The organism is Variovorax sp. DXTD-1 (assembly GCF_003984625.1).
Taxonomy (GTDB): domain Bacteria; phylum Pseudomonadota; class Gammaproteobacteria; order Burkholderiales; family Burkholderiaceae_C; genus Variovorax.
Genome location: NZ_RWKH01000001.1, coordinates 158088 through 184576 on the forward strand (window position 1 = coordinate 158088; position 26489 = coordinate 184576).

At 62.9% G+C, this 26489-nt stretch carries 26 protein-coding genes; 21 read left to right on the plus strand and 5 right to left on the minus strand.

Going from position 1 to position 26489, the window contains the following annotated elements:
• Positions 1 to 2 precede the first annotated feature (2 nt).
• The 5 genes from EJI00_RS00720 to tatC all read left to right on the plus strand — a co-directional run bounded on the left by EJI00_RS00720 (position 3) and on the right by tatC (position 2416).
• On the plus strand, positions 3 to 392 hold the full coding sequence (locus tag EJI00_RS00720; RefSeq protein WP_126745548.1) for a DUF4870 family protein: 390 nt from the start codon (positions 3 to 5) through the stop codon (positions 390 to 392).
• A complete protein-coding gene (locus EJI00_RS00725) occupies positions 382 to 741 on the plus strand; it encodes a histidine triad nucleotide-binding protein (RefSeq protein ID WP_126745549.1) in 360 nt (119 codons plus the stop codon). The genes EJI00_RS00720 and EJI00_RS00725 overlap by 11 nt, the downstream gene beginning before the upstream one ends.
• 62 nt (positions 742 to 803) lie before the next feature.
• Entirely contained in the window at positions 804 to 1052 is a 249-nt protein-coding gene (gene tatA, locus EJI00_RS00730; protein WP_126745550.1) for a Sec-independent protein translocase subunit TatA, read from the plus strand.
• A gap of 13 nt (positions 1053 to 1065) precedes the next feature.
• Positions 1066 to 1524, plus strand: coding sequence for a Sec-independent protein translocase protein TatB (tatB, locus tag EJI00_RS00735; protein ID WP_126745551.1), 459 nt, complete (start codon positions 1066 to 1068; stop codon positions 1522 to 1524).
• A 76-nt stretch (positions 1525 to 1600) separates the two neighbouring features.
• Entirely contained in the window at positions 1601 to 2416 is an 816-nt protein-coding gene (gene tatC / locus EJI00_RS00740) for a twin-arginine translocase subunit TatC (RefSeq protein ID WP_126745552.1), read from the plus strand.
• Positions 2417 to 2456: 40 nt separating this feature from the next.
• Here the strand turns inward: tatC and EJI00_RS00745 are convergent, their stop codons facing one another.
• Positions 2457 to 3617 (minus strand): S1C family serine protease, encoded by a 1161-nt coding sequence (locus EJI00_RS00745; protein ID WP_126745553.1) that lies wholly within the window; start codon positions 3615 to 3617, stop codon positions 2457 to 2459.
• A gap of 285 nt (positions 3618 to 3902) precedes the next feature.
• Here EJI00_RS00745 and EJI00_RS00750 point away from each other — a divergent pair, with 285 nt between their 5' ends.
• The 3 genes from EJI00_RS00750 to pdxA are packed head-to-tail and all read left to right on the plus strand — an operon-like array spanning position 3903 to position 7089.
• A complete protein-coding gene (locus EJI00_RS00750) occupies positions 3903 to 5258 on the plus strand; it encodes an MFS transporter (RefSeq protein ID WP_126745554.1) in 1356 nt (451 codons plus the stop codon).
• Positions 5255 to 6028, plus strand: a complete 774-nt coding sequence (locus EJI00_RS00755; RefSeq protein ID WP_126745555.1) for a Nif3-like dinuclear metal center hexameric protein — start codon at positions 5255 to 5257, stop codon at positions 6026 to 6028. Before EJI00_RS00750 ends, EJI00_RS00755 begins: the two co-directional genes overlap by 4 nt.
• Positions 6025 to 7089, plus strand: coding sequence for a 4-hydroxythreonine-4-phosphate dehydrogenase PdxA (gene pdxA / locus EJI00_RS00760; protein ID WP_126745556.1), 1065 nt, complete (start codon positions 6025 to 6027; stop codon positions 7087 to 7089). The genes EJI00_RS00755 and pdxA overlap by 4 nt, the downstream gene beginning before the upstream one ends.
• Here pdxA and mscL read toward each other — a convergent pair.
• A complete protein-coding gene (mscL, locus tag EJI00_RS00765) occupies positions 7086 to 7520 on the minus strand; it encodes a large conductance mechanosensitive channel protein MscL (RefSeq protein WP_126745557.1) in 435 nt (144 codons plus the stop codon). The genes pdxA and mscL overlap by 4 nt on opposite strands.
• A 205-nt stretch (positions 7521 to 7725) precedes the next feature.
• On the opposite strand from mscL, the gene EJI00_RS00770 reads away from it, so the two are divergent.
• From EJI00_RS00770 to EJI00_RS00810, 9 genes are all read left to right on the plus strand, one after another.
• Entirely contained in the window at positions 7726 to 8397 is a 672-nt protein-coding gene (locus EJI00_RS00770) for a phosphatase PAP2 family protein (RefSeq protein WP_260590411.1), read from the plus strand.
• 386 nt (positions 8398 to 8783) lie between these two features.
• Complete coding sequence (locus EJI00_RS00775; RefSeq protein ID WP_126745559.1) at positions 8784 to 9947, plus strand: polysaccharide biosynthesis/export family protein; 1164 nt, start codon at positions 8784 to 8786, stop codon at positions 9945 to 9947.
• A complete protein-coding gene (locus EJI00_RS00780) occupies positions 9944 to 10399 on the plus strand; it encodes a low molecular weight protein-tyrosine-phosphatase (protein WP_126745560.1) in 456 nt (151 codons plus the stop codon). The genes EJI00_RS00775 and EJI00_RS00780 overlap by 4 nt, the downstream gene beginning before the upstream one ends.
• Positions 10396 to 12648, plus strand: a complete 2253-nt coding sequence (locus EJI00_RS00785; RefSeq protein ID WP_126745561.1) for a polysaccharide biosynthesis tyrosine autokinase — start codon at positions 10396 to 10398, stop codon at positions 12646 to 12648. Before EJI00_RS00780 ends, EJI00_RS00785 begins: the two co-directional genes overlap by 4 nt.
• A gap of 335 nt (positions 12649 to 12983) precedes the next feature.
• Positions 12984 to 13694: a sugar transferase gene (locus tag EJI00_RS00790; RefSeq protein ID WP_126745562.1), complete on the plus strand. Its 711-nt coding sequence runs from the start codon at positions 12984 to 12986 to the stop codon at positions 13692 to 13694.
• A gap of 13 nt (positions 13695 to 13707) precedes the next feature.
• Positions 13708 to 14856 carry a polysaccharide pyruvyl transferase family protein gene (locus EJI00_RS00795; protein ID WP_126745563.1) on the plus strand — a complete coding sequence of 383 codons (1149 nt, stop codon included), beginning with the start codon at positions 13708 to 13710 and terminating at the stop codon, positions 14854 to 14856.
• An 11-nt stretch (positions 14857 to 14867) separates the two neighbouring features.
• The gene (locus EJI00_RS00800; protein WP_126745564.1) at positions 14868 to 15941 is read left to right on the plus strand and encodes a glycosyltransferase; all 1074 of its coding nucleotides are present in this window, start codon (positions 14868 to 14870) and stop codon (positions 15939 to 15941) included.
• A gap of 23 nt (positions 15942 to 15964) precedes the next feature.
• Positions 15965 to 17200, plus strand: coding sequence for a hypothetical protein (locus tag EJI00_RS00805; RefSeq protein WP_260590412.1), 1236 nt, complete (start codon positions 15965 to 15967; stop codon positions 17198 to 17200).
• 2 nt (positions 17201 to 17202) lie between these two features.
• Complete coding sequence (locus EJI00_RS00810; protein WP_126745566.1) at positions 17203 to 18429, plus strand: lipopolysaccharide biosynthesis protein; 1227 nt, start codon at positions 17203 to 17205, stop codon at positions 18427 to 18429.
• A gap of 42 nt (positions 18430 to 18471) precedes the next feature.
• On the opposite strand, the gene EJI00_RS00815 is transcribed toward EJI00_RS00810, so the two are convergent.
• The 3 genes from EJI00_RS00815 to EJI00_RS00825 all read right to left on the minus strand — a co-directional run bounded on the left by EJI00_RS00815 (position 18472) and on the right by EJI00_RS00825 (position 22594).
• Positions 18472 to 21552: a YjbH domain-containing protein gene (locus EJI00_RS00815; protein WP_126745567.1), complete on the minus strand. Its 3081-nt coding sequence runs from the start codon at positions 21550 to 21552 to the stop codon at positions 18472 to 18474.
• On the minus strand, positions 21549 to 22172 hold the full coding sequence (locus tag EJI00_RS00820; protein WP_185868032.1) for a YjbF family lipoprotein: 624 nt from the start codon (positions 22170 to 22172) through the stop codon (positions 21549 to 21551). The genes EJI00_RS00815 and EJI00_RS00820 overlap by 4 nt, the downstream gene beginning before the upstream one ends.
• 134 nt (positions 22173 to 22306) lie before the next feature.
• Positions 22307 to 22594: a hypothetical protein gene (locus tag EJI00_RS00825; RefSeq protein ID WP_126745568.1), complete on the minus strand. Its 288-nt coding sequence runs from the start codon at positions 22592 to 22594 to the stop codon at positions 22307 to 22309.
• A 296-nt stretch (positions 22595 to 22890) separates the two neighbouring features.
• Between EJI00_RS00825 and petA the strand changes: the two genes are divergently transcribed.
• The 4 genes from petA (at position 22891) to EJI00_RS00845 (ending at position 26466) form a co-directional block, all read left to right on the plus strand.
• Positions 22891 to 23505 (plus strand): ubiquinol-cytochrome c reductase iron-sulfur subunit, encoded by a 615-nt coding sequence (gene petA, locus EJI00_RS00830; RefSeq protein ID WP_126745569.1) that lies wholly within the window; start codon positions 22891 to 22893, stop codon positions 23503 to 23505.
• A gap of 14 nt (positions 23506 to 23519) precedes the next feature.
• Positions 23520 to 24956, plus strand: coding sequence for a cytochrome b (locus EJI00_RS00835; protein ID WP_126745570.1), 1437 nt, complete (start codon positions 23520 to 23522; stop codon positions 24954 to 24956).
• A 29-nt stretch (positions 24957 to 24985) separates the two neighbouring features.
• Entirely contained in the window at positions 24986 to 25759 is a 774-nt protein-coding gene (locus EJI00_RS00840; protein ID WP_126745571.1) for a cytochrome c1, read from the plus strand.
• Between the two features lie 95 nt (positions 25760 to 25854).
• A complete protein-coding gene (locus EJI00_RS00845; RefSeq protein ID WP_062473683.1) occupies positions 25855 to 26466 on the plus strand; it encodes a glutathione S-transferase N-terminal domain-containing protein in 612 nt (203 codons plus the stop codon).
• The last annotated feature ends 23 nt before the right edge of the window (positions 26467 to 26489 follow it).

Consider the following 26489-nt stretch of genomic DNA (forward strand, 5'->3'; position numbering starts at 1 on the left):
CAATGGCCAACGACATCGTGAACGTGGAACCCGACGACTCCCTCAAGACCTGGGGCTGGGTCAGCTACATCCTGCACCTGATCGTGGCCGTTTGCGCTGTATTGCCCGGGGCGCAGGCTTCGGTGGTGCTCTTGCTGGTGGCGCTGGTGATCGACTTCGTCAAGCGCGACAACGCAGCGGGCACCTGGCAGGCCTCGCATTTCAGCTGGCGCATCCGCTCGGTGCTGTGGGCCGGCCTGCTGTACATCGTGACCTCGTGGCTCTGGCTGCTGTTCCTCGTGCCGGGCTGGATTGCCTGGAGCCTGATTTCGCTGTGGTTCCTCTACCGGATCGTGAAAGGCATGATCCGCATGAACGACAACCGTCCCATGGAACCCAAAGATGTCATCTGATCCGAACTGCGTCTTCTGCAAAATCATCGAAGGCAAGATCCCCTCGCGCAAGGTCTACGAAGACGACGAACTGTTCGGTTTCCACGACATCTCGCCCTGGGCGCCGGTGCACTTCATGCTGGTGCCCAAGAAGCACATCGCGTCAATGGCGCAGCTCACGCCCGACGACGCCGCGCTGATGGGCAAGATCATGACGCTGGTCCCCAAGCTCGCGGTGGAGCAGGGCTGCAGGCCCTATCCGGAGGGCGGCTGGCGCGTCGTCATCAATACGGGCACCGAGGGCGGGCAGGAGGTGCACCATCTCCATGTCCATGTCATGGGCGGTCCCCGCCCATGGCTTCGCGGCTGAACATTAGGCCAAACTGTCACATTTCGCCCGACTAAAATCGGACACATTCTTAGGAGTCTTCCATGGGTTCATTTTCAATCTGGCACTGGCTGATCGTGCTGCTCGTCGTGGTCATGATCTTCGGCACCAAGAAGCTGCGGAACATGGGTTCCGACCTTGGCGGTGCCGTCAAGGGCTTCAAGGACGGCATGAAAGACGGCGGCACCACGGCCGACGCACCCGCTTCATCGGCCCCTGCCGCCCAAGTGACCGGCCAGCCGGCCAACAGCGACAAGTCGGCGATCGACGTCGAAGCACGCCAGAAGTCCTGAGCGCGGGTTTTAAGTGCTCGACCTCGGTATTGAGAAGCTGGCGCTGATCGGCGTCGTGGCGCTGATCGTCATCGGGCCCGAAAAGCTGCCCAGGGTGGCGCGCACCGTCGGCACCCTGCTGGGCAAGGCGCAGCGTTACGTGAACGACGTCAAGGCCGAGGTCAATCGCTCGATGGAACTCGAAGAGCTGCGCAAGATGAAAACCACCGTGGAGGATGCGGCGCGCGACGTCGAGCACAGCATCCAGACGGGCGCGACCGATCTCGAAAAGCAGTTCTCCGGCTCGGGCGAAACCCTTTCGGCACTGGCCGAACCGGAGCCTTCGGTGCCCGAGTACAGGCACCCGCGCAAGAACTGGCGCCTGAAGCAGGGCGCCACGCCGCAGTGGTACAAGGCCCGCAACGGCGTGCGCACCAAGGCGCTCTCGGGTGCCGCCCGCGTTGCCCGTTTCCGTCCCCACAAGATCAACTAGCGGCTTTTACAATCGCGTTCCTCGTGCGCCGCACGCCGGCCGAAGCCACGCTTTCTCCTGCTCTTTTCCCCTTCCAATGGCCGATTCCGACAACAAGAACAAAGACGCAGAAGACGAATTGGCGGGCACCGAACAGCCGTTCGTGCAGCACCTGGTCGAACTCCGCGACCGCCTGCTCTATTGTGTCTACGGCCTCGTGGTCGCGGGCGTGCTGCTGGCCATCTGGCCAGGGCCGGCCGGGCTGATCGACCTTATTGCCATGCCGATCCAGGCCCACATGCCGCCGGGCGCCAAGCTCATCGCGGTGGGCGTGTTCTCGCCCTTCTTCGTGCCGCTCAAGGTGCTGATGATGACGGCCGTGCTGCTGGCGCTGCCTTGGCTCATGTACCAGGCCTGGATGTTCGTGGCGCCGGGGCTCTATAGCCATGAAAAGAAATTCGCGCTACCGCTGATCTTGTTCGGCAGCCTGCTGGCCTATGTCGGCATCGCGTTTGTGCAGTTCTTCGTGCTCGACAAGATGTTCGGCTTCATTCAGAAATTCACGCCGCCGAGCGTGAATGCCACGCCTGACATCTCGTCATACGTCGAAGCCATCTTGTCGCTCTACATCGCTTTCGGCGTCGCGTTCCAGGTGCCGATCGTCGTGATGCTGCTGGTGAAGTTCGAGATGGTCACCATCGAAAAGCTGCGCTCGTTCCGCGGCTACTTCATCGTGGTGGCCTTTGTGATCGCCGCGGTGCTCACGCCGCCCGACGTGGTGTCGCAGCTTGCGCTGGCCGTGCCGATGTGCCTGCTCTACGAGGTCGGCATCATCGGCGCGCGCTACTTTGCAATGGGCACCAAGAAGCCGTCCGAAGAGGAAGAAGGCGCCGATTCCTCGGCGTCTTCCTGATCGATCGCTATTCGGTTCCGGCGCGTCAGCGCCTCGGCGGCTACTCGGGCTGGTTGGGCACCTGCCGAACGGGGCTCTTGGGCCGCAGGCCCGGCGTCACGTCCAGTTCCATCTTGTCGGTGCCGCGCTGCAGCGCAAAGCGTGCGGTGCTGCCCGGCTTGAGGCCGGCCACGGCGGTCAGCAGGGCCTGCACGCTGTCGGTCTTCTTTTCGCCGACCGAAGTGATCACGTCGCCCGGGCGGATGCCGGCCTTGGCCGCTGGGCCGTTCTGGAGCACGCCGGTGATGATGACGCCGGTATCCGCCTTCACGCCGAACGTTTCGGCCAGTTCGGGCGAGAGCTCGTTCGGCTCGACGCCGATCCAGCCGCGGCGCACCTGGCCTTCCTTCACGATGCCTTCGAGCACGATCTTCGCCATGGACACAGGTATGGCGAAGCCGATGCCCATGCTGCCGCCCGAGCGCGAATAGATGGCCGTGTTGACGCCCTGCAGGTTGCCGTTGACGTCGATCAGCGCACCGCCCGAATTGCCGGGGTTGATGGCCGCGTCGGTCTGGATGAAGTTCTCGAAGTTGTTGATGCCGAGCTGGTTGCGCCCGAGCGCCGAGACGATGCCGCTGGTGACCGTCTGGCCCACCCCGAAGGGATTGCCGATAGCCAGCACCTGGTCGCCCACCTGCAGGTCGTCCGAGTTGCCCAGCACGATGGCGGGCAACTTGTCCATTTCGATCTTGAGCACGGCAAGATCGGTGTCCGGATCGGTGCCGATTACCTTGGCGCGCGTGTGACGGCTGTCGTTGAGCGTAATCTCGATCTCGTCCGCGCCCTCGACCACGTGGTTGTTGGTGAGGATGTAGCCCTCGGAGCTCACGATCACGCCGCTGCCCAGGCCCACCTGGGGCTGGTCGCCCTGGTCGCCGAAGAAAAACCGGAACCACGGATCGTTGCTGCGCGGATGGCGCTGCGCCGCCTTGCTGGTGTTGATGCTCACCACCGCCGGAGAAGCCTTCTTGGCCGCCGCGCTCAGGCTGCCGGCGGGCGCCACCGCCGGCGCACCGGCCGGTGCCTCGACGATCGAGACCACGCCGCCGAGCGAGGTGGAGCGACGGTTGATCCACTCGGGCTTGAGGGTCGCAACAACAAAATAGGCCGCCAGGAGGACGGTCACGGCTTGGGCAAAGAGCAGCCAGGTGCGTTTCATGAAATTTGTTAGCGGGTAAGCACGCCGTCCGGTGTGGCGCTACAGCTCGATTGTCCCTCAACCCCCGGCCGCCGGAAAACCGCGCCGGCCGGTCGAGATTGGCGCAGGCCTGAGGCACCAATACGGGATAACCCTTAGCATCGCGAAGCGAGCCCACACGGCTCCGGACTCCGGCCTTCCGCAACGCCCACCCGGCGCACGCGGCCAGGTGTTTCGCCGGCGCGCTGCCTTTCCGCTTTCAATCCCCTGGCGGTCCTGCGTGCGGCAACGATTTCCCTGACAGCCATGACTTCTCAAGCCCTTTCTCCGGACGTTTCTCCGGACGGCACCCAGCCGGTTCCGGCCCGCACGCTCGATTCCCGCGACTACAAGACCCTTGCCCTGTCCGCTCTTGGCGGAACGCTGGAGTTCTACGACTTCGTCATCTACGTTTTCTTTGCCACCGTCCTGGGTGCGCTTTTCTTTCCGGCGGATATGCCCGATTGGCTGCGGCAACTGCAGACCTTCGGCATTTTTGCCGCCGGTTACCTGGCCCGGCCGGTGGGCGGCATTGTCATCGCGCACTTCGGCGACTTGCTCGGCCGCAAGCGCATGTTCACGCTCTCGATCTTCCTGATGGCGGCGCCCACGCTGGTCATCGGCCTGCTGCCCACCTACGCCAGCATCGGCATTGCCGCACCCTTGCTGCTTCTGGCCATGCGTGTCCTGCAGGGCGCGGCCATCGGCGGCGAAATGCCCGGCGCGTGGGTGTTCGTCGGCGAGCACGTGCCGGCGCAGCGCTATGGCTTCGGCATCGGCACGCTGACCTCGGGCATCACCGGCGGCATCCTGCTCGGCTCGCTGGTTGCGGTGGGCATCAACCGCTACTACCTGCCGGCGGAAGTAAGCGACTTTGCCTGGCGCATTCCCTTCGTTCTGGGCGGCGTGTTCGGGCTCGTCTCCGTGTACCTGCGCCGGTTCCTGCACGAGACACCGGTCTTCAAGGAATTGGCGGACCGCAAGACCGTTGCGCGCGAACTGCCGCTGCGCACGGTGCTGCGCGAGCACCGCGCCGCAAGCATCTACGTGGGGCTGCTGACCTGGGTGCTGTCGGCCGCGATCGTCGTGGTGGTGCTGTACACGCCCACCTACCTGCAGAAGGTACATCACATTCCGGCCGCGCTGGCACTCGAAGCCAATGCGCTGGCCACGCTGACCCTGACCATCGGCTGCGTGCTGGTCGGCTGGGCGTGCGACCGCATCGGCACGCGCGCCGTCATGCTGATCGGCTGGGGCGGATTGTTCGCGACCGCGTACCTGTTCTACGCGGGGCTGCCGGGTACGCCGGCCACGCTCTTCTGGCACTACGGCCTGGTGGGCCTGTTCGTGGGCACCATTGCCACGGTGCCGATTGCCGGCGTGCGGGCATTCCCGGCCCCGGTGCGCTTCACCGGCCTTTCGTTTGCCTACAACATGTCGTATGCGGTGTTCGGCGGGCTGACGCCTGTGATCCTGACCGTCTGGCTTCAGCACGACACCATGGCCCCGGCGCACTACGTTGCAGTGCTCGCCGGGCTGGGTTTCCTGCTGGCGCTGTGGCCCCTGGCGGCACGCGGCCATGCCATGCGCGATGGGGGCGGGAGCGCGACAATGTCGCGATGAGCACCACCCGCCACGAACTGCTGCACGCCTTCGACCTGCTTCTTGCGCCTTCGCGCTTCAAGGACTACGGACCGAACGGCCTGCAGGTCGAGGGGCGCACCGTGGTGCGGAAAATCGTCTCCGGCGTCACGGCGAGCCGCGCGCTGATCGAAGCCGCCATTCACGCCGAGGCCGACGCCATCTTCGTTCACCACGGCCTGTTCTGGCGTGGCCAGGACAGCTGCGTTACCGGCTGGATGAAGCAGCGCCTCGGCCTCTTGCTCGGCGATGACATCAACCTCTTCGCGTACCACCTACCGCTCGACGCGCACCCCGAGCTCGGCAACAACGCCCAGTTGGGCCTGCAGCTCGGCCTGCTTGCGCATGCCGGCTCCACCGGGCGCTTTGGCGAGCAGGAACTCGGTTTTCTGGGCGCGCGCGAAAACGGCGAGAGCTTTGCCAGCGCGAAGGAACTCGCGGCGCACGCAGAGAAGGTTCTCAAGCGGCCCGTCACGCTGGTGGACACCGCCCACAAAGCCATCAAGAACATCGCGTGGTGCACCGGCGGCGCACAAGGCTACTTCGAGGCCGCCATTGCCGCCGGAGCCGATGCTTTCATCACCGGCGAGATCTCCGAACCCCAGGCCCACTACGCCCGTGAGATGGGCGTCGCCTTCTTGGCTTGCGGGCACCATGCCACCGAGCGCTATGGCGCGCAGGCCGTGGCGGCCCATGTGGCGGCCCAGCTCGGGCTGAAGCACGAGTTCATCGACATCGACAACCCCGCATGAACGGCAAGGCTCCTGCTGCTGCCGGCGCACCCTTGGCGGTCACGCTCGGCGACCCCGCGGGCATCGGCCCGGAAATCATCGTCAAGGCCTTCCGCCCGGCGCCCGACGCCGCGCGCGGCGCCTTCGTGGCCGGCGACGTGGGCACCATGCGCCGCGCGTCACAGGCCTTGGCGCTGCCGGGGCAGCCGGCATGGCCGGTGGCGGAAATCGAGCACCCGGCCGAGGCGGCCGCCATGCCGCCGGGCTGCATTCCCGTGCTGCAGGTGGTGGCGCCTCCCGCGCACATCGTGCCCGGGCAGATCAGCGCCGAAGCAGGGCGCGTGGCGGGCGAGTGCGTGGTCTGGGCCGCGCGCGCGGCATTGCGGGGCGACATCGCGGCCATTGTGACGGCACCGCTGCACAAGGAAGCGCTGGCCGCTGCGGGCTTTCCGTATCCGGGGCATACCGAACTGCTGCAAGCCGAGGCCGCCGCCCATGCGGGCGTTGCCGTGGACGGCATGCCGGTGCGCATGATGCTGGCCAACGACGACCTGCGCACCGTGCTCGTCAGCATTCACATGTCGCTGCGCGACGCCATCACTGCGGTGAGCTTCGGCAATGTGCTGGAAACGCTGCGCATCACCCACCGTGCCTTGCACCGCATGCTCGGGCGGGCGCCGCGCATCGGCGTGGCCGGCCTCAATCCGCATGCGGGTGAGGGCGGCCTTTTCGGCAGCGAAGAGCGCGACATCATTGCTCCCGCCATTGCGGCCGCGCGTGCCGAGGGCATCGACGCCGGCGGTCCGCATGCGCCCGACACCGTCTTCATGCGTGCGCGGGCCAAGGCGGGCTTGCCAGGGAGCGGCGAATTCGACGTGGTGGTGGCGATGTACCACGACCAGGGGCTGATTCCGGTCAAGTACCTGGGCGTGGAAAAGGGCGTGAACGTAACCCTGGGCCTGCCGCTGGTGCGCACCAGCCCGGACCATGGCACCGCGTTCGATATCGCGGGCAAGGGTCTGGCCGACGCGTCGAGCCTCATCGAGGCGCTGCGCATGGCCAGGACGCTGACGGGCGCCTAGGGACGGTTCTTCAGGCTGTCGCGGATCTCGCGCAGCAGGGCAATGTCTTCCGGCGGCGCCACCGGGGCCGCGGGCGTCTCGGCATGGACCTTGCGCAGCTTGTTGATCTGCTTGACCATCATGAAGATGATGAAGGCAAGGATGACGAAGTTGACCGCGATGGTGATGAAGTTGCCATAGGCCAGCACCGGTACGCCGGCCTTCTTCAGGTCGGCCAGGTTGTTGGCCACGCCCGCCGGCACCGAACCCAGCACCAGGTACAGATTGGAGAAATCGAGCTTGCCGAACACCAGCCCGACCAACGGCATGATGATGTCGCCGACGAGCGAGTCGACGATCTTCCCGAACGCCGCGCCGATGATCACGCCCACCGCAAGATCGACGACATTGCCCTTGACGGCAAATTCCTTGAATTCACTGAGGATGCTCATGATTTCGATGTGCTGGGGCGCACAGGTGTTGAAGATGGCGGGAGTATGCCTGTGGAATAATCCGCGCGCCTGAACCGGACCGACACATGGCTGTAGTTCGAAAGAGTTCCGGCCGGGCGGCCGGCTTCAATTAATAACGATTCAATGGCCGGGCCCGCACCGAAAGGCGCAATTCCATTTTAAATCGATGAATAGTTTCTGGTTAATGGTCACCGGGCTCGGTGACAGTGGATTTCTATTGCCCGCCGCATTGTGGATCGCAATTTGGCTGGCGGTCGACCGCGGCACGCGCCCGGCAGCGGTGCATTGGGCGCTCCTATTCGGTGGATGCGGTCTGGTGGTCATGCTGTCCAAGCTGGCTTTTCTGGGCTGGGGGATTGGCAGCGCCCGCTTCGATTTCACCGGCTTCAGTGGACACACCGCATTGGCAACCAGCGTCTGGACGGTCGTCTTCTGGCTTGCGGCGCTGCGGTTTGCACCATTCTTGCGCATTGCTGCGGCTATCGTGGGATGGGCGTGGGGCCTCGCGGTCGGAGTATCGCGGCTCGCGCTTGAAGTGCACTCCACCGCAGAAGTCGTGACGGGCGTTGCGCTCGGCACAATTGTGAGCGCCAGCTTTCTATGGCTGCAGCGCAACAGGCTACCTGTGGTGTCGTTGCGAGCGCCCCACTGGCTCGCAGCGGGTGTCGCGATACCGCTGCTACTTTTCGTCGTCGTGGGGCGGCCCGCACCCACTCAGTACGCGCTGGAATCCGTGGCCGCCTGGATGGCGGGCATCGAGCGCCCGTACAGGCGCAGCGATCTTCTGCACGGCCGCCAACCCGCCCGCGCACCCACGGGGAATTCACAGGTGCTTACAAAAGAGCAAACCTTTTAGACGGCCGGCCAATATGCGCCAATTGTCGCTTGAATGCCACAATTGATGCTGTCAATGGGTTAATTGATAGTTCACATTTGCAAACCGCGTGCAGCGGCTTTGCATGTCCCCCGAAGGTCTTCATTTCCCCAATGAAACACGGCCCTTCGGCATTGCGGATGAACATTCCCCTGCGCAGCCCCGGGATATCCACAGATAGACACAGTTTTTTCGTCTATTCAACGGAAAACAGGGGATGCGCGGGCAGCGACAATTCGGCCGGCGCGCCCTGACGACATCGCGAAGGCTCGCTTTCACGAACCGTGACAAAAAGGTCGGGGCCAAATGCGGATTGGGCTCGGGCCTTGCATATGAATCACGGAATGTCGAAAAAACCAATTTGTGCAATGGGGATCAATTTGACACGCTACGTGCACCCGTCAGGGTGGGGTTTAGCCCTAGTCGGCGCGTTATTGCTGCAGGGTTGCGCACCGGGCTTCAGTTCTGTGTCCGCCTACGAGGCCGACCAGAGCCTGCCCCCGGAATTCCAGTACCTGCCGGCCGACGGCGCACCGGATGGGGTAATTACCTCGATTTCATCCGCGCTCATCCGCGCGATGGCCGAGGCGCAGCCCACGGCCGTACCCTCCGAGGTGAAGGCACTATTCGGCGAGGCGCCGGTCTACACCATCGGGCCGGGCGACGTCGTGGGCGTGATTGTGTACGACCATCCGGAGTTGCTGCCCAACGCGGGCGCGGTGATCACGCAGCAGGCCGACCCGACAGGCATCAGCGTGGCGCCGGGCTTCATCGTCGGCGCGGACGGGCAGATCACCTTTCCCTACATCGGGCGCGTCAAGCTCCAGGGGCTGACCGAAATCGAAGCTTCCGATCTCATTGCCAAGCGCATTGCGGCCTACATCCGCGATCCGCAGGTGACGGTGCGCATCCAGTCCTTCAGAAGCCGCCGCGCCTTCGTTGAAGGCGAGGTGCGGACCCCGGGGCTGCAGATCTTCACCGACGTGCCTATGACGCTGGCCGAGGCCATCAGCCGTGCCGGCGGCATCACCGCGAACGGCGACCGTTCGTTCGTCACACTGCAGCGCGGCGGCAAGTCGACGCTCATCAATCTGACGAACCTCCAGGACCTGGGCGCCGATGCCAGCCAGATTCCGCTGCAGAGCGGCGACGTGATCCAGGTTCGGCACCGCGACGAGAGCAAGGTGTTCGTGATGGGCGAAATCTCGCGTCCCTCGGCCCTGCTCATGCACAACGGGCGGCTCAGCCTGAACGAAGCGCTCGGCGAGGCCGGCGGGCCCAACCTGGCTTCTGCCAACACCGGGCAGGTCTACGTCATTCGCAACAACGCGAGGGGCCTGCCGGCCATCTTCCATCTGAACGCGAAGAACCCGGCTGCGCTGGCACTCGCCGAGCGCTTCCCGCTGCAGCCACGCGATGTGGTCTACATCGATTCCGTGCCGCTCGTGACGTGGAACCGCCTGGCCAGCCTGATCCTGCCGGCGGCGCAAGTCATCAATGCCGGCGACGAGGTCTGGAGCCGCCACAGATGAAATCCATCCTGACCGTCTGCATCGGCAACATCTGCCGAAGCCCCATGGCGGCGGGCCTGTTGGCCGCCGGGCTGCCGCATCTTCGCGTCGTGTCCGCCGGTACGGGGGCGCTCGTGGGCAAGCCGGCCGATGCCATGGCGCAAAGGCTCATGCAGCAGCGCGGCATCGACATCTCGGCCCACGTCGCGCAGCAGGTGAGTCAGCTGCTTTGCCGGCAGGCCGACCTGATCCTGGTGATGGACATGGAGCAGCGCCGCTATCTGGAAGCGACCTACCCGTTCGTGCGCGGCAAGGTCTTTCGCATTGCAGAAGCCGCGAAGCAGGACGTGCCCGACCCCTACCGGAAAGACGAGGCGGCCTTCGAGCATGCCCTCGCCCTCATCGACGTGGGCGCCAGGACCTGGATCGATCGCATTCTGAAAATTACAAAACCCGAGCAGCAACCGACATGAACGCACCCCAGCAAGCCGCCCTGCCGATGCCAGCGCTGGAAGAAGAGGGCGAAGGAATCAACCTGGTCGAGTGCCTCGATATCCTCGTTGACAACCGCTGGCTCATTGCCATCGTGACCGCGGCGGCCTTGTTCCTTGGCTTTGCCTATGCCTTCTTCGGCAAGCCCATGTACGAAGCCAACGTGGCGGTGCAGGTGGAAGACTCCGGCAACTCGGCGGGCAGCTTCCTGGGCGACGCAGCGTCTTCGCTGCTGAGCGTGAAGACCCCCGCCGCGGGCGAAATCGAAATCATCAAGTCGCGCGCCGTTCTGGCGCAGGCGGTGGAAAACACCAAGCTCTACATCAGCGCGCAGCCGCGCTATGCGCCCGTGGTGGGCAGCTGGCTTTCGCGGCGCGCCACCGATCTTTCGAACCCCGGCTTCATGGGCCTGTCGGGCTACGTGACCGGCACGGAGAAGATCGTCGTAGCCCAGTTCGACGTACCGGCCGATCTTGAAGAGCAACAGTTCTCTCTGACTGTACAAGCCGACAACCGCTACGAGCTGGGCCACCCCGGCATCGAAACCCCACTCCAGGGCGCCATCGGAACCCCGCTGGTTGCCAATCTTCCAGGCGGCAGCTTGCGGCTCCTGGTCAGCTCCGTCAGCGCCAAGCCCGGGGCCCAGTTCCGGCTGGTGCGGTTCTCGAAGCAGCTCACGCTGCTGTCGCTGCAGGACGGCCTCAAGGTCGTCGAAAAGGGCAAGCAATCCGGCGTGATCGACGTCAGCTGGAAGCATCCGAGTCCTGAAAAGCTCACGCAGCTGCTCAACGAGATCGGCCGCCTCTACGTGCGCCAGAACATCGAGCGCAAGGCTGCCGAGGCCGAAAAGACATTGGGCTTTCTCGATACCGCGCTGCCCCAGTTCAAGAAGCAGCTCGAGCAATCCGAAGACCTCTACAACCGCTACAGAAACGAGAACGGCACCGTCAGCCTGGACGACGAGGCAAAGAATGCCCTGACGCAGACGGTCGATCTGCAATCCAAGTTGCTCGAAGCCCAGCAGAAGCGGCGCGAGCTCTCCGCGCGCTTCACGGACAAGCATCCGAGCATCCAGACGCTGGACACGCAAATCTCGGCATGGAAGGGCGAAATCGCCTCGGTCGATTCGCGCATCCGCAAGATGCCGCTGCTGCAGCAGAACACCGTGCAGATGCAGCGCGACATCAAGGTCAACACCGACCTCTATGTGTCGCTGCTCAACAGCTCGCTGCAGATGCGGCTCGCCAAGGAGGGCAAGGTCGGCAACGTGCGCCTGCTGGACGACGCCATCATTCCGGAAGAGCCCGTCTGGCCCAAGAGGCCGTTGATCCTCGCCCTGGCATTGCTCTTGGGGCTGATGGCCGGCGTGGCCGCCGCCATCGCAAGAAACTCGTTCTTCGGCGGCATCCGCAATCCGAGCGAGATCGAAATGCACACGGGGCTCAGCGTCTACAGCAGCATTCCGCTGAGCGGCGCCCAGCGGATGATCGACCGGAGCATCGAGAACAAGGCGCCCGGCCTCCACATCCTGGCGCTGCAGCATTCGGAAGACCCCGCGGTCGAGAGCCTGCGCAGCCTGCGGACCGCCCTGCAGTTCGCCATGCTGGAGGCGCCCAACAACCGCTTGCTCATCTCGGGTGCGACCCCGGGGGTCGGGAAGACTTTTGTTTCCGTCAATTTCGCGGCAATTACCGCCGCGTCCGGCAAAAAGGTTCTTCTGGTCGATGCCGATTTGCGCAAGGGCCGGGTTAATCAATTTTTCTCAATGTCTCGATCACCCGGTTTATCCGAATTGATCGCGGGCACATTGAGTCTCGAAAAAGCCGTTCGTTCGTCGGTTCTGCCCAATCTGGACGTGATAACGACCGGGGTGCTTCCACCCAACCCCGCCGAACTGCTCATGAGCGATTCTTTTTCGCAGATTTTGGAAAAACTGTCGCCAAGCTATGACTTGGTGATCATCGATACGGCACCGGTACTGGTGGCCGCGGATACAGCCTCGGTGGCACCGCTCGCAGGCTCGCTGCTGCTGGTAGCCCGCGCCGAGAAAACCCAGTTGGGGGAACTGAACGAGAGTGTCCGGAGATTGGCGCACGCGGGCTGTTCAGCCAATGGCGTCATTTTGAATGCTATGGACTTATCGCGGCGCCACGCGGGTAGCAGCAGCTACAAATATGGTGGTTACCGATACATACACTATAAATATAAAAACAACAGGGATACCACCTAGTTGGCGCCTCGGTATCTGTGAAAATTAGGCTTGAATGTGGAATTTATCACTTCAAGCACTGATTTGGTGCCCTTGCTCAAGAGCTAATGACAAAGTCCTAGGTTAAGTATTTCGTTCTTTGTATTGCGTGTTGAGTCGCTGGGATTGCGCAATGTTTTTTCTGCGCAGCATCCTCCGAGGCTCCCGGTGGCCGTATCGGGCCTGAACCCGAGCCGCAACTTATCGCCGACCCGCTAGTGGCAGGCATTTGCTTGCAAGACGAAAGGTGCGCCAGAAATGAGAGTTCGTAAGCTAAAAAATTGCTTCTGCTTCAAATGCAAGAATGGAGCATCCCTATGACCAATTTCCATTCCGAGGAATTGACCGCACCCAGAGGCGAGGATATGCATACCGAGTTTTCGGACCCGGATTGGGATAAGGTCAATCACCCAGCCATGCTGCGTGCCGCTAAAAGAGCGGTGGATATTGCCGCATCTCTTTTCTTTTTTACCGCGTTCGGCTGGCTTTATGTCTTGCTCGCCATTGGCGTCTTTCTCACTTCCGGAGCCCCTGTTCTTTATTCGCAGCCGCGCTACGGACGGGGAGGGCGCGTGTTCAAGTTCTACAAGTTCCGCTCCATGCTGCCCAACTCCGCCCAGATCCTCGAGGAGCACCTCAAGAACGATCCCGTGGCACGCCAGCAATGGGACGACTATCAAAAGCTCGAGAACGATCCGCGCATCACCCGCTTCGGCAAGTTCATCCGCAAGACCAGCCTGGATGAATTGCCGCAGTTCTGGAATGTGCTGGTTGGAGACATGAGCCTGGTCGGCCCCCGGCCTTGCATGCTCGATCAGAAGGGGCTCTATGGCGCCGACTGGTCGTTCTATTGCGCCGTGCGGCCCGGAATCACGGGCCTGTGGCAAGTGAGCGGCCGCAATCAGCTGAGCTACAAAAAACGCGTGGCGCTGGACGTCACCTATGTCGAGACGCTTTCGGTGGGCAGGGATATCGGGATTTTCATCAGGACCATCTGGGTGGTGGCGGTAGGCCACGGTTCTCGGTGACGCTCATTCAAAGATGAAAAAGATTCTGATTTGCGCGGTGCCGTTCAGCGACAACCTGGGAGACGGGGTCATCGCGGCATCGTTGGCCCATATCGCGGGAATGAAGTACCCGCGCGCCACCGTCGAGTTTCTGGATATTGCCGGCCGGGTGGGCTTCGAAGAAGAAAACCTGCGGGGCGGGGGCGCTTTCCGGCTTTTCGCAAAGCTGCCTTCCCTGCTTCGGTCACTGATCGTTTTTCTTTACTGCCTCAAGGGCTACTTTCTGGTCTGGCGGAAGAACTGGAAAGCCGCCATCAGCGATGCGGACCTGATCGTCATTGGAGGCGGCCAGCTGTTTTGCGACGTGGCGCTCAATTTTCCGGCCAAGCTTTTTCTCCTGAGCCGGCTTTTGCGCGGAAAGCGGGTGGTGGTGGTGTCGGTCGGGGTTACGGCCCGGTGGTCGGTTCTGGGCCGCTTCCTCGTCAAGCGCGTCATCAGCAATGCAAGGCCGGTTTTCTACGCCACGCGCGACAAGGAATCGGCAAACAACCTGCATACGCATTTCGGAATTCCGACGGGAAGCATCAGGGTGGTTCCCGATCCCGCGCTGGTTTGCGCCGATGCGTTCTCGGAAGAGCTTTCGCCGGAGAAGAACTGGGACATCGGCATTTGCGTGAGCAGCCTCGACGCGCTGGTCATGAACTCCGAATACGCGAACGCCAACTCGACGGAGTCGGCCAAGTTCTTTTCAACGCTGGCTGAATCGCTGCGGGCCGAGGGAAAGCGGGTGCTGTATTTCACCAATGGCGCGTCTGAAGACAACAAGATCCTGAACGAGATTTCTGCGGAATCGGACGCGCCGAAATCCAGTTTCCTGGTTCCGCGGCACCCAGATGAACTCGTTTCCCTCATCAGCGCCTGTTCATGCATCGTGGCGCACCGGCTGCACGCAAACATCGTGGCCTACAGCCTGAACATTCCGTCGATTGGGATGAATTGGGACAAGAAGGTCGAATCCTTCTTCGAGTTGACGAAGCGAAAGCGCTATCTCTTCGACTTGTCGCCTCGCGTGGAAAAGCTCGAAGCCTCGGTGCTGGGCGTGCTGAACGAAAAGACTCCGGACCGGCAAACACTCGATCTGCTCAGAGGCGAAGTGGTGGCCGGAATTCATGCCTTGATCTGACTGCGCAGGCCATGAAAATATTGCACATTGCCGAAACGCTCAAGGGCGGGCTGGAAACCTATTTGCGGATGGTTTCCGGCTTTCAGCAGAACTCCCCCATGATCACCCAGGCGAAGTTCGTTTTGCCCGGACCGGTGGAGTGGCTCAGTTCGCAAGACACCCACGTGGTGCCCACGGCGCGCAGCCCCTTGGCGCTTGCGAGCTACGCCGCAGAAGTCAGGAAGATCATCCGGACCGAGCGGCCATCGGTTCTTCATCTCCACAGCTCGATTGCCGGTGGGGTGGTGCGCGCGATGGCGCTGCTCGGCCAGGTGCCACAAGAGACAAAGATCGTCTATTGCTCGCACGGTTGGGCATTCGACCAGATCGGCCCTTCGTACAAGAAGTCCATCTATCGCTGGGCCGAATGGCTGCTTTCATATTGGACCGACGCGATCATCTGCATCAGCGACCATGAGCTGCGCATCGCCGAAAAATTCGGCATCAAGCGATGCAGGTGCATTCCGAACGGAATCACACCCGCGGCGCTGGGCCATGAACAGGTTGCTGCTCCGGAAGAGGAGGTTTCGCCGCGGCAAAGACAGATCTTGTTCGTGGGCCGGCTCGACCGGCAGAAGGGTATCGACCTGCTGCTTGATTCCTACGCCAGCGTGCGGCCTAGATTCAAGCTGACCATCGTCGGCGGCGCCGTTCGAAACGATCTTTCCCTGGCCCGTTCCGATGAAATCGAGTTCAAGGGCTGGCTCGAAAAGGATGAACTCGATGCCGCATACCGCTCTTGCGACGCGGTCATCGTACCGTCGAGGTGGGAAGGCTTCGGCTTTGTCGCCGTCGAGGCCATGGCGCGAAGCAAGCCGGTTTTTGCCTCCGCCGTGGGCGGGCTGGTCGACATTGTCGAAGACACGAAAAACGGACGGCTGTTTCCGCTCGATCGCCTGGACGAAATGCTGCACGAAATCGATCAGATTCCGACCGAGGATCTGGTGCGAATGGGACGGAACGGGCGAAAGGTCTTCGAAGAAAAATACACCGCCGACCGAATGAACTCGGCCATCGTCGATCTCTACAAGGAGTCGGTACTTTGATGAGATATTCATCCCTGTCCGGAATGGCCAAGCTCTTTTGCGCAGTGATGGTGCTTGCCGCAATCTCGCTCCCGGCACAGGCGCGGGGCGTCAGCGAGCTGAGCACCGAATATCCGACCGCACTGAGCGTGCAGATCGACCCGAGCGATATATCGGACGAAGACCTGAACGAGATCAGGGCGGCCGGGTTCGAGTTCGTCCGGTTCGGCGTGCGGCCGCCGCTGAAAAGCGTCAACCCCGCAATGATCGACTACTCGAAGCTGATCCGGCGCGTGCGCAATGCCAGGCTCGAAGCCATCGTGACGCTGTTCGGAGGCAGGGAGATCTGGGGGCACGATTCGTCGGACCAGCAGGCCGGTGGGCAGAAGGAAAAGCTGTTCGCAAACTTTGCGGCCGAATTCATGAACGCACACGCCGCCGACGTGGCGGTGTGGGAACTGTGGAACGAGCCTGACCACAAGACGTTTCTGAACCCGGCGCTTTTTTCGAGCTTCCAGACGGCGACCGCTGAGTTCTGCCGCAGCATCACGCAGTTGAAAAACCAGCCGCAGATCGTCATGGGCTTCGGGTTTGCGAAGCTTCCTTTCAAGCAGGGCCAAGTTCCTCTGCAACTCGAAAACGCCTTTGTCTCGGCGGCCAAGGCCAATTGCCTGACGGACATATCGATCCATCCTTACCGTTCCGTTCCTGAAACAGCCATTGCCGACTATAGAAAGCTGCGTGGCAAGCTGGACGAACTGCAGCTTGGAAAGGTCGGCATCGTTGCTTCCGAATGGGGGTATGCGTCGTATCTTCCTGTTCGGGACCGCAACACCCAGGCTTCGCTCATCTTTCGCGAATACCTGACCAATGTTGCTGCTGGCATCAAGCTCCTGAACCTCTATGCGTGGCAAGACCGGGGAACTTCCGCCATTTCGAGAGAAGACAATTTCGGGCTCAAGTCGAAGGGGGGCGAGAAGAAGGAAGCCTTCTCCAGCCTTACCGAATTCCTCAAGATTGCCAGAAATTCCAGGAAGGTTTCTTACGAGAGCAACGCCGGGCTGAACAAGCTGGTGCTGAGCCGTGGAGCTTCGCTGCTCCACGTGGTGTGGACGCAAAGCTCTGAGCAGAACGTGCTGGTGCCCGCCGAAAAGGGAAAGAAGTGCACGCGCGTCGATTTCTTCCCGCAGGTGCGGCACGGCACCTGCGGCAATCCGGTCGACGGGGGCTTTGCTGCCAAGGCAACCGCCTATCCGTTCCTGTTGTCGATTTCTGACTGAGGATGGCGTCCTTCTCCGGAATTCGGAAGCGTCTTGGACCGATCTATGCAGTTGCAGATCAATGCATCTACAGCGCGAGCCAGCTGCTGCTGAGCTTTGCGCTGGCGCGGGTGTTGTCGCCTTCGGATTTCGGTATTGCATCGGCTTTCCTGGCGATCGTCAGTTTCCAGTACATCCTGCATACGGCGGTGGTGCATGAGCCATTGCTCATCAAACGCTATTACGCGGATCGCTCCGCCGCCTGGTGGAGCTGGGCGCTGGTTGTCGCGGTGTCCGTTGCCGGCTCTCTGATCTGGCAGGTCACCGGGTTTCCGGGGCCGTTGAACTGGGCCGGCGTGGCGTTGATCGTGGGCTACGAGATATTCTGGATTTCTCGCAGCGTCTTGCTCGTGGGGCGCCGGTTCGTGGTGCTCTGCGTGTCAGGCGTGCTGATCAGCAGCGGCTACCTGGTGGTCCTGGTCGGCTTGAGACCGGCAACATGGACGCAGGCCTTGCTCTGGATTGCCGCTATTCAGCTGTCGTTCTTGTTGCTGGTCGCCAGGAGCCTGAAGAACGTGATTGCGCCGCTTCCCGCACCGGCCAACACACAGACCCTGACCATCAAGGAAGCCACAGCCTATGGCTGGAAGGCGAGCCTGTCGCAACTCATGAGCTGGATCATGACGGGCGGCGCCATATTGCTGCTGGGCTCTTCGGCCGATTCGGCGCAGGGCGGCTTGCTGAAGATCTACATCACCTTCTTGCTGCCAATGCAGTACGTGCTGCTCGCGCTGGGCTACTACATCCTGCCCAAGCTGGCGGCGAGCTGGAAATCCGACCGCCGGAAAGACGCGTTTCGCCTGTTCATCAAGTTCGTCGTCTTCGGATTTTTGGTGGCGGAAATCGGCGGCGTATTGCTGGGCCTGCTGGGGCCTTACCTGGTAGTGCTGGCCTTCGGCAAGAACTACGGTGGAATGGACTTCTCGCCGTTTTTCTACGCGCCCGCAATCTTCGGCCTCACGATGTGCCTGCGGACCGGGTTCAGGGCCGCGGGCCGGCCCGGAGCTCTTTTGTGGTGCTCGATCTTCGGTGCGCTGGTGTTCGCGGCCTGCATGCTCATGGGCAAGCCGCCGATCTCCTACATACAGACCATCAACGCCATGACGCTGGGCTTTGCCTGCATGGCGGCCGCGATGATGGCCTGGCTGTTCTTCATCATGCGCGCCCCCGCTGCGCCGCAGGCTCGCTGACCTGGCGACGAACGGTGCGGGAAGGGGGGAAGGGCGAGAGCCCTAGCGCCGTTCGAACTTCAGGATGTTGTCGCCCGTGCCCGGCGCACCGCTGTCCGGCGGGCCGAACTTGAAGGCGCTCGGGTCGCGCGCGGACGTCATCTCGTACAGCGGGTGGATGCGGCCCAGGCGCGCACCGCCGTCGCGCACCAGCGGCGCCCATGCGAAGTTGGCGGTGAACTTGTTCGAGCGCGGCAGCAGCGCATCGAAGGGCACCGAGATGTAGATGCCCTTGTCGAAGCTGCCTTCGCCGAACTGCCTTGCCGAGATGTTGGTCTTGGTGGCATAGGCGCCGAGCACCACGCCGTTGTCGAATCGGCGGCTGATGTCGATGGTCACTCCACGGTCGCCCGCCAGGTACTGCCCCGCGCTGATCTTGGCGAGGATGCCGTTCCAGCCGGTGTCCCAGTAGAGCGTGGCATGGCCGGTGTTGACCTTGTAGTCGCGCAGGCCGAAGTCCTGGTCGAAGTCGCGTTGCCGCACATGGTTGAAGTCGATGCCGATGGCCATGCGGCTGCGCCATGGGCGATAGAGCCATTCCGCGCCGACGCCCGCGTACATGCTTTCCAGCGCACCGCCGTACACGCTGTAGTACTGGTCGTCCGTGAGTTTGCCCACGTGCGTCAGCTGCAGCACCGGCATGGTCAGGCGCTTGGCGGTGACGAACTCGCGCTGCAAGGTTCGCACGCGGGGCAGGTTGCTGGGCGCCGTGTAGGTGAACTTGTCGAAGTTGTCGAGCAGGCGCAGGTTCAGCGCACCGTTCACCCAGGTGCTTGGCGTGAAGCGGTATTCGGCAACCGCCTGCACGCCGATCTGGTAAAGCACGAACGCATTGGGGCCGCCCAGGATCTGGCCGAGGCTGGGTGTCAGGCCGATGCTGAACTTGGAGGTGCGGCGCTCCCACGGCGCGAGCGCCTTGTTGTCGTCCGCAATCCCGGGCGCGTCCCTCGACGCGATGGCCGCATTGGCATTCGAAATGTTGGCCGGCTGGAAGTCGGCGCCGATGGGCGGGGGCGCATAGTCGCGCTGGCTGGCCGCGCGCGCTTCGCTGGGCGTTTGCGCCTGGTAGTGCGCCGTGACCCACTCGTTCCGGTCGACCACTTGCGCATGCATGGGCAAGCCGCGCTCCGAGTAGTGCAGCACGAAGTTCTTGATGGTGCCCGGCGCATCGCGGTGCAGCACGGCAATGATCTGCTCGACGCGCGCGTTGCGGTACACGGTGGCGCTTTCGGTGATCCACACGTGCAGCATCTGGCCCTGCGGCGCAATGCGCTGGACGGTCCACTCGGTGCGGCTTTCGATGTCGGCCGCGGTGGCGGCCCAGCCTGGCGATGTGGCAGGCGGCGTCGGCGAAAAGCGCGGCGCCGGCGGGTCTGCCGTCTTGGCCATCTGCATGTTCGCCAGGTTGGTTTGCAGCGTGAGGCCCACCATCACCTTGTTGCCGCGCTCCAGGCCGGCCGAGAAGGTCACGCCAGGGGCGTAGCGGTATTCCAGGCCGATATTGATCGGCGAGCGCCGCGGCTGGTCGTTGTTGAGCGGTTCGTTCTTGTAGTTGTTGCCCTCGAACTCGAGCTTGAGCGTGAGCGGGTCCCAGGGCGTGCGCAATTGCACGCCGCCGAAGAGCGCGGTGGGTCCGCGAAAGAGCCGACCGAAGTTGGCGCCGCCCCATGTGGTCTCGCTCACGCGGGTCTTGAAGCGGCTGCTCAGCAAGCCGAAGGGGTTGCTGATGTTGCCGCTGCTGCCCATGTAGCCCCAGCCGATGCCGAGGCTGAAATCCAGGTCGCCGTGGCGCTTGCTCGCCACCAGGTACTCGGAGGAAAAGAGACCGGTACCGCCGATGTCGCGAAAGCCCAGCGCCACCTCGGGGAGGTAGGCCGACTCTTTCCACAGCCGCGCCTTGAAGTCGATGCTCTTGTCCTTGTAGTCCTGGTTGCTCAGGCCGATACCGTAGATGCGGTTGCCGATGGACGTGTAGCGGAAGCCGGCTTCCAGCCAATCGAGCGGCTGGAACATCACGTTCAGCCGCGTATAGGGCGAGACATGCGTGATGGAGGTGCGCATGTCGCCTGTCTGGCCCATGCGGGCCGAGGGCGTCTGCAGTAAGCCGGTTTCGCCCCAGTCGTTGCCGCTGGGCTGCAGCGGGCGGTACTGCGGTACCGCCTCGGGGCGCACCGAAACGGTGGTGGGCTGGAACGGTGTGGCCGGGGGAGAGGACTCTGTCGCCAATGGAATGGCCGCAGGTGCCGCGGCCGCAGGGGCGCTGGTCGCAAAGGCCGTAGCCGCGGCGGGCATTTCTGCCATCGTATTGCCCTGCGGCGATGGCCCTTGCGTGGCGAGGAACTTGATCAGCCCTTCGGAAACTGCCTCCAGGTCGTCCTTGCCGCGAGGGGGCGCCCACATCCAGGCGCCGGGTGCCGGCTCGTCCGACGGATGCGCATTCCACTTTGCCGTGCCGACACGCGCGGTGCGGCCGTCGGGCTGCGCCACCCATGCCCAGTCGTGCTTGCTTTCGGGGTCGCAGGCCGCGACATAGTCCCATGCCGTGCGGCCCGGCTCGTGCGCCACCTGGCAAAGCCGACCGTCGGGCTGCACCACCGAAATGGTGCTCAGGACCGGCGGAGGCGCAATGAGCTGCTGGCCTGCCGTGAGCACCGGATCTTCTTCGGGGTGCGCCTCGAGCCAGCGCGGGTCCACAATGCCGAGCGCAACCCGGCCCGTGACGGGAAGGTTCTGCAGCCATGCGATCAGCTGTTGGCGCTGGGCCTGTTCGGCCCGGGGCGCGCGCCGCCTGGCGGCCTCGAGCCGCAGCAGCACCTGGTTCTTCAGGAACTGTTGCGCCAGCCGCTCCTGTGGAACGCGCCAGGACAAGCCAGGGGCGGCCGATTCCGTCGGCTGCCGCAGCAGCCAGGCACTCAGGCGTTCGCCCGGGCGAATGTCGGCATCGTTGGCCGGTGTCTTGTTGTCGACCGGGCCGCTGCCCAGGGGCTGGGCCGCCGCGGCGCAACTGGCTGCGAGCGCGCAGGCCACCACCGCGCGAAGGGGCCAGGGTTGTCTGCCGGAGCCACGAAGAAGCAAACGGCTCATGTACCAGCGCTCGCCGCTGCGACGGGTGCTGGGGAAGAAGGCGTCCACTGCTCGAAACTCATACACAGATCATTGGAAATACATTGCTCGGAATAAACGACTCGCGGGGTGCCGCCCGCTTGCGAAACGCCGAAGCGCGCGGGGGGCAGCGAGGCGCTTGCCGGCCGGGAAACGCTGCGCTCCTCGTACCAGCGCAGGGAAGCAGCGGCCGTGCCAGCCAGTGAGACTTGCTGCGGTGCGGCAATCGGCGCCAGCACGATCTCGTCGCGAATGCCGAAACGGTAGCCCGGCATCATGTCGCGCTGGCGTTGGTAGGTTTTTATGGAGGTCGGGCTGCTCGCCTCGGCGGCCCAGGCCGGCAGCCCCGAAAACCGCACCTCCCGCCAGTCGGCGGAAAGTCCGGTGGTTCCCACCAGGCGCCCGTCGAGCAACCTGACGACCTCGCCGCTGCCGCTGTACCAGACTTCGACCGCGCCTTCGGGACGCTTGTCGATATAGCCGAGCACCATGAACACCGTTTGATTGCCGGTGGCCACGCGCAAATAGCGGTAATTAGGATTAAAGGTGGGAGGGGGCGCCGAAGAGGTGCCGCTATAGATATGCCGCGCCGTTGCCAGCATGGCAGAAGAGCCGGAAGAACAGCCGCCAACGCCCAAAAGAAATGCCGCCAAAAGACAGCATTCAACAAGTCGCGTGGCTTGGCCAACGCGCGGACTATTCAGCGAATGCCCTCCCGTCAGGAGGGCCCGCACGATCAATTCGTGCCGGTAGTACCTGTGCCGGTGCCGCCCGTACCGCCGGTGCCGCTGCCGCCACCGCTGTTGCCCCCGTTTCCGCTGGCTACTGCAGCTGCCAGGCCGGCGCTGGCGGCCACGCCGCCAGCCTGTCCGGCAGCAATGCGGCCGAACGCGGAATTGGTTGCGCCCGTGGCGCTTGCCGGCTGCGGGGCGGGCGTTTGAGACGGGGGCGGGGTTTGCGCCAGTGCCGAAGAAATGCCTGCAGCTGCAATGACGGTTGCGGAAACCAGTGGCTTGATTCTCATGGCAAAAATCCTTTTGATTTTGACGATTAACAGTTGAGTCAAGATTAGCAGCAGGCGAAGTGTGCCGCAACTGATTTAGCCTTTTGCGACGCTTTGTTGGTGCAAATCGTTGTGTCGAAATGTCTTGTAAATAAGTTGCAAATAAATACTAATTAATTGTTCTTAATTGACCTTCCGAAGTGTCCGGAGGGGCGCATTCGAACGCGCTCCGGACTCGCGGCGTTGAATATGCCCGCAACAGCCCGCTACAATCGCCGGTTGACCCTGCTCCAGCGAAGAAGACTTAGAGGATCCCCATGAGTGACATGACCTCCGGTTCCCCCCGGATCGACACAAGCAAGCGGACGTGGTTAATCGCATCCAGCTGTGCCGGCGTAGCGGGAGGCGTGGCCACCGCGATTCCCTTCGTGAGTACTTTCCAGCCCTCCGAAAAGGCCAAGGCCGCGGGCGCTGCGGTCGAGGTGGACATTGCGGGCCTCAAGGTCGGCGAGAAGATCACCGTCGAATGGCGCGGCAAGCCCGTCTGGATTCTCAAGCGCTCGCCCGAGCAGGTTGCCGAGCTCGCCAAGCTCGACGGCCAGCTGGCCGATCCGCTCTCCAAGCGGCACCCCGACGAGTTCACCCCCGAATACGCGCAAAACCAGCACCGCTCCATCAAGCCCGACGTGCTGGTGGTCGTTGGTATTTGCACCCACCTCGGCTGTTCGCCGGTCGACCGGCTCCAGGCCGGTCCGCAGCCTTCGCTGCCGAACGACTGGGAAGGCGGCTTCCTGTGCCCCTGCCATGGCTCCACCTTCGACCTGGCCGGCCGCGTCTTCAAGAACAAGCCCGCGCCCGACAACCTGCCGGTGCCCCCGCACATGTACGTGTCGGACACCAAGTTGCTCATCGGCGAAGACAAGAAGGCCTGAGGCAGAAGAAGAACATGGCTGAATTCCACGAAATTTCCCCCAACGCGCCCGCCGGCGAGAAGCTGCTCAACTGGGTCGACAACCGCTTCCCGCTGACCAAGCTCTGGAACGACCAGTGGGGCAAGTACTACGCGCCGAAGAATTTCAACTTCTGGTACATCTTCGGCTCGCTCGCGATGCTGGTCCTCGTGATCCAGATCGTCACCGGCATCTTCCTGGTGATGCACTACAAGCCCGACGCGAACCAGGCGTTCGCATCGGTCGAGTACATCATGCGCGACGTGCCCTGGGGCTGGCTCATCCGCTACATCCACTCGACGGGCGCCTCGGCGTTCTTCATCGTGGTGTACCTGCACATGTTCCGCGGCCTCATGTACGGCAGCTACCGCAAGCCGCGCGAGCTGATCTGGGTGTTCGGCTGCGCGATCTTCCTGTGCCTGATGGCCGAAGCCTTCATGGGCTACCTGCTGCCGTGGGGCCAGATGAGCTACTGGGGCGCCCAGGTGATCGTGAACCTGTTCGCCGCCATCCCGTTCATCGGTCCTGATCTGGCCCTGCTGATTCGCGGCGACTACGTGGTGAGCGACGCCACGCTGAACCGCTTCTTCAGCTTCCACGTGATCGCCGTGCCGCTGGTGCTGCTCGGCCTTGTGGTGGCTCACCTGATCGCGCTTCACGAAGTGGGTTCCAACAACCCCGACGGCATCGAGATCAAGGCCAAGCGCGGCCCTGACGGCCATCCGCTCGACGGTATCCCGTCGCATCCGTACTACACGGTGCACGACATCTTCGGCGTGGTGGTGTTCCTCACGATCTTCTCGGCCGTGGTGTTCTTCGCGCCGGAAGCCGGTGGGTACTTCCTCGAGTACAACAACTTCATTCCGGCCGATTCGCTCAAGACGCCCAACCACATCGCGCCGGTCTGGTACTTCACGCCGTTCTATTCGATGCTGCGTGCAACCACCGACGACATGGTCAACGTGTTCGCGCTGATCATTGGCCTGGCCGCCATCCTGAACTTCATCAAGGGCAAGTCGGGCACCGCGCTGAAAATCGCGGTCGTGGTGGTGGCAGCCGTGGCCATCTTCCTGCTCAAGGCCTTCGACGCCAAGTTCTGGGGCGTGGTCGTGATGGGTGGTTCGGTCATCATCCTGTTCTTCCTGCCCTGGCTGGACAAGAGCGAAGTCAAGTCGATCCGCTACCGTCCGGGCTGGCACAAGTATGTCTACGGCGTCTTCGTGTTCCTCTTCCTGATCCTGGGCTACCTGGGCATCCAGGCGCCCGGCGTCTGGGGCAACCTGGTCATCGGTTCGTTCGCGCTCGACATCGCGCAGACCATCTCGCAGATCGGCACGCTTTTCTATTTCGGTTTCTTCCTGCTCATGCCCTGGTGGAGCAGCAAGGGCGAGTTCAAGCCCGTGCCCGACCGCGTGACCTTCGCCGCCCATTGAGAAGCCCAAGAGAGCTCGAGAGAAACACGATGAAGAAAAGCATTTCTGGCTGGCTCGCGGTTGTGGGCCTGGCACTGGGCCTGACCTTTTCCGCAGCCGCGTCGGCCGAATCCGGCGGTATTGCCTGGGACAAGGCGCCCAACAAGACCACCGACGTCGCCTCCCTTCAGAACGGCGCCAAGCTGTTCGTCAACTACTGCCTGAACTGCCACTCCGCGGCCTTCATGCGCTACAACCGCCTGCAGGACATCGGCATCTCCGAGCAGCAGATCAAGGACAACCTGCTGTTCTCGACCGACAAGGTCGGCGAGACCATGAAGGCCAACATCGACGCACGCCAGGCCAAGGACTGGTTCGGCACCACGCCGCCCGACCTGACCCTGGTCGCGCGCTCGCGTGCCGGCCACGGCGGCACCGGTGCCGACTACCTGTACACCTACCTGCGCACCTACTACCGCGACGACACCAAGGCCACGGGCTGGAACAACCTCGTTTTCCCGAGCGTTGCCATGCCCAACCCGCTGTGGGAGCTGCAAGGCGAGCGCCGTCCGGTCTACGCCAAGGTCGAGCAGCACGGCCACGCCACCGAAGTGTTCAAGGGCTGGGAGCAAGTCACCCCCGGCACCATGACGCCGCTGCAGTTCGACAATGCCGTGGGCGACCTGGTGGGCTACTTGCAATGGATGGCCGAGCCGGCACAGAACACGCGCATCCGTATCGGCGTGTGGGTGCTGCTGTTCCTGGCCATGTCGTTGGTTTTCGTGTGGCGACTGAACGCCTCGTACTGGAAAGACGTCAAGTAGTTCCGTCCACGCCGACCGGGCGCCCCGTGCGTCCGGTCCCACAGAGTGGGTTGCCAACGCGACCCACTCTTTTTGATTTTTAGGAGTCTCTCGCCATGATGGTCTTGTATTCAGGAACGACCTGCCCCTTTTCCCACCGCTGCCGGTTCGTGTTGTTCGAAAAGGGCATGGATTTTGAAATCCGCGACGTCGACCTCTACAACAAGCCCGAAGACATCAGCGTGATGAACCCGTACGGCCAGGTGCCGATCCTGGTCGAGCGCGACTTGATCCTGTACGAGTCGAACATCATCAACGAGTACATCGACGAGCGCTTCCCGCATCCCCAGCTGATGCCCGGCGACCCGGTCGACCGCGCCCGCGTGCGCCTGTTCCTGCTCAACTTCGAGAAGGAACTCTTCGTGCACGTGGCCACGCTCGAGAACCGCACCGCCAAGGGCAACGAAAAAGCGCTCGAAAAGGCCCGCTCGCACATTCGCGACCGGCTCACGCAGCTCGCACCCGTGTTCCTCAAGAACAAGTACATGCTGGGCGACAACTTCTCGATGCTCGACGTGGCCATTGCGCCGCTGCTCTGGCGCCTGGACTACTACGGCATTGACCTCAGCAAGAACGCGGCGCCGCTTCTGAAGTACGCTGAGCGCATCTTCTCGCGCCCGGCCTACATCGAAGCGCTCACCCCGTCCGAAAAGGTCATGCGCAAGTAACTAGGCTCTCCCCCAGGCTTCGC